The 6212-nt window shown below is 73.3% G+C and carries 5 protein-coding genes; 4 read left to right on the top strand and 1 reads right to left on the bottom strand.

Annotated elements, in window-relative coordinates; translation table 11 throughout:
- Positions 1–13 precede the first annotated feature (13 nt).
- Positions 14–1168: a polyprenyl synthetase family protein gene (locus ACWDVW_RS03320; protein ID WP_449944149.1), complete on the bottom strand. Its 1155-nt coding sequence runs from the start codon at positions 1166–1168 to the stop codon at positions 14–16.
- 65 nt (positions 1169–1233) lie between these two features.
- On the opposite strand from ACWDVW_RS03320, the gene ACWDVW_RS03325 reads away from it, so the two are divergent.
- From ACWDVW_RS03325 to ACWDVW_RS03340, 4 genes are all read left to right on the top strand, one after another.
- A complete protein-coding gene (locus ACWDVW_RS03325; protein ID WP_449944150.1) occupies positions 1234–2145 on the top strand; it encodes a phytoene/squalene synthase family protein in 912 nt (303 codons plus the stop codon).
- Positions 2142–3464 carry a cryptochrome/photolyase family protein gene (locus tag ACWDVW_RS03330; RefSeq protein WP_449944152.1) on the top strand — a complete coding sequence of 441 codons (1323 nt, stop codon included), beginning with the start codon at positions 2142–2144 and terminating at the stop codon, positions 3462–3464. The genes ACWDVW_RS03325 and ACWDVW_RS03330 overlap by 4 nt, the downstream gene beginning before the upstream one ends.
- Before the next feature lie 54 nt (positions 3465–3518).
- Positions 3519–4997 (top strand): dihydrolipoyl dehydrogenase family protein, encoded by a 1479-nt coding sequence (locus tag ACWDVW_RS03335; protein ID WP_449944155.1) that lies wholly within the window; start codon positions 3519–3521, stop codon positions 4995–4997.
- Between the two features lie 72 nt (positions 4998–5069).
- Positions 5070–6071: a LacI family DNA-binding transcriptional regulator gene (locus ACWDVW_RS03340; RefSeq protein WP_449944158.1), complete on the top strand. Its 1002-nt coding sequence runs from the start codon at positions 5070–5072 to the stop codon at positions 6069–6071.
- Positions 6072–6212: the final 141 nt, after the last annotated feature.

Genomic DNA, 6212 nt, shown 5'->3' on the forward strand with positions numbered 1-6212 from the left:
GAGAATCTCCCCATCATGCCCTCCGGTGAGTGGCCACCGCCGCGAGACCGGCCAGCGCCACCCGCGCGGTCTCGTCCACGGCGACGGTGTCGAGCGCCGCCAGGGCCTCCTCGACCCGCTCGTCGATCATCCGCTCGATCCGGTCCACCGCGCCGGTGTCGACGACCACCTCGGCCAGCCGGGCGACCTGGGGCCCGGTGACCGGGTCGCCGGTGCCGTCCAGCTCCCGAAGTTGGGCCGGAGTGGCCATCTCCCGGGCCAGTACGAGCAGCGCGGTCGGCTTGCCGGTGCGCAGGTCGTCACCGGCCGGCTTGCCGGTGGTGACCGGGTCGCCGTACACGCCGAGCAGGTCGTCGCGGAGCTGGAACGCCTCCCCGACGCAGAGGCCGTAGGCGGTGTACGCCGCGGTCAGGCGGTCGTCGTCGGTGACGCCGGCCAGGCTGGCGCCGAAGAGCAGCGGACGCTGGACGGTGTAGCTGGCGGTCTTGTAGCGGGCCACCCGCAGCGCCCGGTCGACCGACCAGCTCTCCGGGTCGGCCTCGCCGAGGATGTCGAGGTACTGCCCGGCGACCGTCTCCACCCGCATCCGGTCGTACCCGCGGCGCACCGCGAGCAGTCGGCCCGGGGGCAGGGCGGCGCGGGACAGCAACTGGTCGGCCCAGACCATGCAGAGGTCGCCGATCAGCACCGCGACGGCCTCCCCGAAACGGCCCGAGTCGCCGTTGCGGCCGGCGGCGGCGTGCTGGGCGGCCACCGCCATGTGCGCGGTGGGTCGGCCGCGCCGGGTGGCGGAGGCATCCATCACGTCGTCGTGCACCAGCGCGAAGGTGTGCAGCAGCTCCAACGTGGCCAGTGCGGGCAGCACCGGGGCCAGCGGTTCGTCACCGCCGGCCGCGCCGCGCCATCCCCAGTAGGCGAACGTCGGGCGGACCCGCTTGCCACCGGCGAGGACGTAGTCACGTGCGGTCGCGGCGAAACCGCCCATCGCCGCGTCGATTTCCGCCAGCGCGTCGACCTCGGCGGTCAGGAAGTCGGTGAGGGTCTCGTCGACGGCGGTGACGAGATCCCGGGTGTAAGCGGCCAGAACGGCCCGGATCGGATCGTCGTCCCCGACCGGCTGCTCAGGCGCCACGCGAAGCAGGTTACCGGTAAGTCGGTCGCTGGCCATGCGGCTGAGCGTACCCTAAGGTTTCAAGTTGCGTCGATTGGTGCGTCGATTTTCGAGGAGGGCCCGTGGAGACGGATCTCAACGCCGCCTACGAGAGGTGCCGTGAGCTGCACAAACGCCACGGGCGTACCTACTATCTCGCCACCCGCCTACTACCCGCATGGAAACGGCGTCATGTGCACGCCTTATATGGATTCACTCGGTACGCGGACGAGATCGTCGACCAGACAGAGGAATTGCCACCGCCGGCGCGTGCCGCCCGGCTGGACGACTGGGGTGGCCGGTTCATCGCCGGACTGCACGGCGAGCAGGTCGACGACCCGCTGCTCCCGGCGGTGCTGCACACCATCGCCGTGTTCGACCTGGACCGGGAGGACTTCGCCGCGTTCCTCAAGAGCATGGCGATGGACCTGACCGTGACCTCGTACCGCACCTACGCCCACCTGCTGGACTACATGGAGGGCTCGGCGGCGGTCATCGGCACCATGATGCTGCCCATCCTGGGCAGCTCCGCCCCGGCGGCGGCTCGGGAACCGGCCCGTCAACTGGGCTTCGCGTTCCAGCTCACCAACTTCATCCGGGACGTCGCCGAGGACCTGGACCGGGGCCGGACGTACCTGCCGGAGGAGGACCTGGAGACCTTCGGGGTGACCCGCGAGGACCTGCTGGCCTGCCGGGCGGCGGGTCGGACCATCGAGCCGGTGCGGGAGTTGATCCGGCACGAGGTGGGCCGCGCGCAGACCCACTACGCCGCCGCCGCGCCGGGGGTGCTGCTGCTCGACCCCGCCTCGCAGGCCTGCATCCGCACCGCGTACGCGCTGTACGGCGGGATCCTCGACGAGGTCGCCGCCCAGGACTACGACGTGTTCGTCCGGCGGGCCACCGTGCCCCGGCGACGCCGGATGGCGGTCGCCTCCCGTGCCCTGCTCACCCCGGCCGGCACGCCGGTCGAGCTACCCGGGCCCCGGCTGCGGTGAGCGGGCGTACCGCCGTCGTGCTGTTCACCCGCGACCTGCGGGTGCACGACCACCCGGCGCTGGCGACGACCTGTGCCGCCTTCGACCGGGTGGTGCCGTTGTACGTGCTGGACCCGGTGCTGGCGCGACTGTCGCCCAACCGCACCCGCTTCCTGCACCAGAGCCTCGCCGACCTGCGTGACGCGCTGCGCCGGCTCGGCGGTGACCTGGTGCTGCGGCACGGCGACCCGGTGGCCGAGACGATCCGGCTGGCCGGTGAGGTGGGTGCCGAGGCGGTGGCGCTGTCGGCCGACGTCTCCCGGTACGCCACCCGACGGGCCGACCGGCTGCGCGCCGAGTGCGACCGGCACCGGCTGCACCTGCGCTTCTTCCCCGGTCTGACGGTGGTCGAGCCGGGGGCGACGAAGCCGAGCGGTGGTGACCACTACCGGGTGTTCAGCCCGTACCACCGGGCCTGGAGCGGGCAGCGGTGGCGCGACGAACTGGCCGCGCCGTCCCGGGTGTCGCTGCCGGGCGGGATCTCGGTGGGCCGCCTGCCGGCGCTGCCCGACGGCGAGTCACCGGACGCGGCGGTGGGCGGCGAGACGGAGGCGCGGCGTCGGCTCGACCGGTGGATGCCGCACCTGGCCGACTACGGCGACCGGCACGACGACATGGCCGGTGACGCCACCTCCCGGATCAGCCCCTACCTGCGGTTCGGCTGCGTGTCGCCGCTGAGTGTGGCGAACCGGGCCGGCGACCCCGCGTCGCCGTTCGTCCGCCAGGTCTGTTGGCGGGACTTCTACTACCAGGTCACCGCCGCCTTCCCGGACATCTCCCGGACGGCCTACCGACGCAACGCCACCGAGCAGTGGCGGTACGACGACGACGCGGTCGCGGACTGGACGGTGGGCCGCACCGGCGTACCGATCGTGGACGCCGGGATGCGGCAGTTGCGGGCCGAGGGTTGGCTGCACAACCGGGCGCGCCTGATCACCGCCGGCTACCTGACCAAGTCGCTCGGTCTGGACTGGCGCTCCGGGCTGGCGGTCTACTCCCGGTGGCTGCTGGACGGGGACGTGGCGAACAACTCGGGCAACTGGCAGTGGGTGGCCGGTACCGGCAACGACACCCGGCCGTACCGGGGGTTCAACCCGATCCGGCAGGCCGAACGGTACGACCCGGAGGGCGCGTACGTGCGGCGGTGGGTGCCGGAGCTGGCGGCGGTGTCCGGCAAGGCGGTGCACCAGCCGTGGCGGCTGCCCGAGGCGCTTCGCGGCGACCTGGACTATCCACCGCCCACGGCGGCGCACGCGGTGGATCCGGTCTGGCTGCGCTGAGACGCGCCGCGTGGCCGGGTGGTCGGCGGGCGACCGGTGCGCGATGCTGACGGGATGGCGGAGCCGGAAGTCGTGGACGTGGTCGTACTCGGGCTCGGCGTCGGCGGTGAGGAGGTGGCCGGGCGACTCGCCGAGGCCGGTCTCACCGTGGTCGGCGTGGAGCGAAACCTGGTCGGCGGGGAGTGCCCGTACTGGGGCTGCATCCCGAGCAAGATGATGATCCGGGCGGCGAACGCGCTGGCCGAGGCGCGGCGGGTCGACGGGCTGGCCGGCACCGCCCAGGTCCGGCCGGACTGGGCACCGGTGGCGCAGCGGATCCGCGCGGAGGCCACCGACGACTGGGACGACCGGGTCGCCGTGGAACGCCTCACCGGCAAGGGCGCGCGCTTCGTCCGGGGCAGCGGCCGGCTCGACGGCCCGGGTCGGGTTCGCGTCGGCGACCGGGTCTTCCAGGCCCGGCACGGGATCGTGCTGGGCACCGGCACCGCGCCGTCGGTGCCGCCGATCGACGGGCTGGCCGGTACGCCGTACTGGACGAACCGGGAGGCCGTTGAGGTCGAGGAGTTGCCCGAGTCGCTGCTGGTGCTGGGCGGCGGGGCGATCGGCCTGGAGTTGTCCCAGGTGTTCGCCCGGTTCGGCGTACGCGTCACCGTGGTCGAGGCGTTCGACCGGGTGCTCGCGGTGGAGGAGCCGGAGGCGTCCGAGGTGGCCGCCACCGCGCTGCGCGCCGACGGAGTCGAGATCCACACCGGGGTACGCGCGGCCCGGGTCGCGCACGGCCCGGACGGGTTCACCCTGCACGGCGCGGACGGCGCGGAGTTCACCGCCGAGCGGCTGCTGGTGGTGACCGGCCGCCGCGCCCACCTCGACGAGTTGGGGTTGGACACGGTCGGGCTCGACGCGAGCCGTCGGTATCTGGCCGTGGACGACCGGCTGCACGTCACCGACGGGATCTGGGCGGTCGGCGACGTGACCGGCGAGGGCGCGTTCACCCACATCGCCATGTACCAGGCGTCCATCGTGGTCGCCGACCTGCTCGACCACGTCCGGCGGGCGGACGGCGGCGCGGACCCCAGCGGCACCTCCAGTGTGGTCGGTGGCGCGGTCGGCGTGGCCAGTTCGTTGGCGGCCACCGGGTCGAGCGGCGGGGCCGGGTCGGTGCCCCGCGCCGACTACCGGGCCCTGCCCCGGGTCACCTTCACCGACCCGGAGATCGGTGCGGTCGGTCTCACCGAGCAGCAGGCCCGGGAACGCGGCATCAACGTGCAGGTCGGCTTCACCGAACTCGCCTCGTCCACCCGGGGGTGGATCCACCGCACCGAGGGCGCCGGGTTCATCAAGCTGGTCGCCGACGCGGACCAGGGGGTGCTGGTCGGCGCTACCTCGGTCGGACCGGCCGGCGGTGAGGTGCTCTCCGGTCTGGCGGTGGCGGTGCACGCGGCGGTGCCGTTGGCGCAGCTCCGGCACATGATCTACGCGTACCCGACCTTCCACCGGGCGGTGTCCGAGGCGTTGCGCGATCTGGGCTCCTGATCTGACGTCGCGCGTCAGTACGCGACAAATGGCTGTTCTGTTTTTGCAGCCTTGGGACGTAGGATTGCGGCCGTGACGAAACGGTTGACCGAGGTGGCCCGCAAAGCGGGCGTCAGCGAAGCCACCGTGAGTCGGGTGCTCAACGGCCGCGGTGGCGTGGCCGAGGCGACCCGGACCGCGGTGCTCACCGCCCTGGACGTGCTCGGCTACGAGCGCCCGAGCAAGCTGCGCGGCGAACGCGCCCGGCTGGTGGGGCTGGTGCTGCCCGAGCTACAGAACCCGATCTTCCCGGCGCTCGCCGAGGTGGTCACCGGGTCGCTGGCGCAACGCGGGTTCACCCCCGCGCTCTGCGCCCGGACGATCGGCGGGGTCTCCGAGTCGGCGTACGTGGAGATGCTCCTCGACCACCAGGTCTCCGGGGTCATCTTCGCCGGTGGCTCGTACGCGTTGGCCGACGCCTCGCACGAGCACTACCGCCGACTGACCGACCGGGGCCTGCCGGTGGTGCTGGTCAACGCCGGTGTCGACGAGTTGGGCTTCCCCCGGGTCTCCACCGACGACGCGGTCGCGGTCGAGCAGGCGTACGGCCACCTGCGCTCGCTCGGGCACGAGCGGATCGGCCTGGTGCTCGGCCCGGAGGACCACGTGCCGTCGCGACGCAAGCTGGCCGCCCTGGGGCGGGTCGCCGGCTGGGGCGACGACACCGAGTTGGTGGCGCGGTCCAGCTTCTCCATGGAGGGCGCCCGGGTCGCCGCGAGCAAACTGGTCGACCGGGGGGTGACCGGGGTGATCTGCGCCAGTGACGTGCTGGCCCTCGGCGCGATCCGCGCGGTCCGTCGGCTCGGCCGCTCGGTGCCGCGCGACGTCTCGGTGGTCGGCTTCGACGACTCCGCGTTCATGACCTGCACCGACCCGCCGCTGACCACGGTGCGCCAGCCGATCGAGACCATGGGGCAGGCCGCCGTGGACCTGCTGGTGACCCAGATCGAGGGCGGCGGCGTGCTCGCCGACGAGCTGCTCTTCGAGCCGGAGCTGGTGGTACGCGGCTCGACCGCGCCCGCGCCCGGCCGCTGATCCCGCCCTCCGGGCCGGAACGTCGGTCCCGGCCGACACCCACTGTCCGGTAACCCCGCGCGACCCGAGAGGCCGGGGGGGGCCGGCGCCGGTCGTGGGGCCCGGCCGGGGTGGGAGCGGCGGGTTGTGGTTGGTGTTGGA

Source organism: Micromonospora sp. NPDC003241, assembly GCF_053589795.1.

What these genes read in the sequence shown, in the direction of transcription:
- ACWDVW_RS03320 (WP_449944149.1), bottom strand. Translation starts at nt 1,168, where the DNA reads ATGGCCAGCGACCGACTTACCGGTAACCTGCTTCGCGTGGCGCCTGAG.
- ACWDVW_RS03335 (WP_449944155.1), top strand. Translation starts at nt 3,519, where the DNA reads ATGGCGGAGCCGGAAGTCGTGGACGTGGTCGTACTCGGGCTCGGCGTC.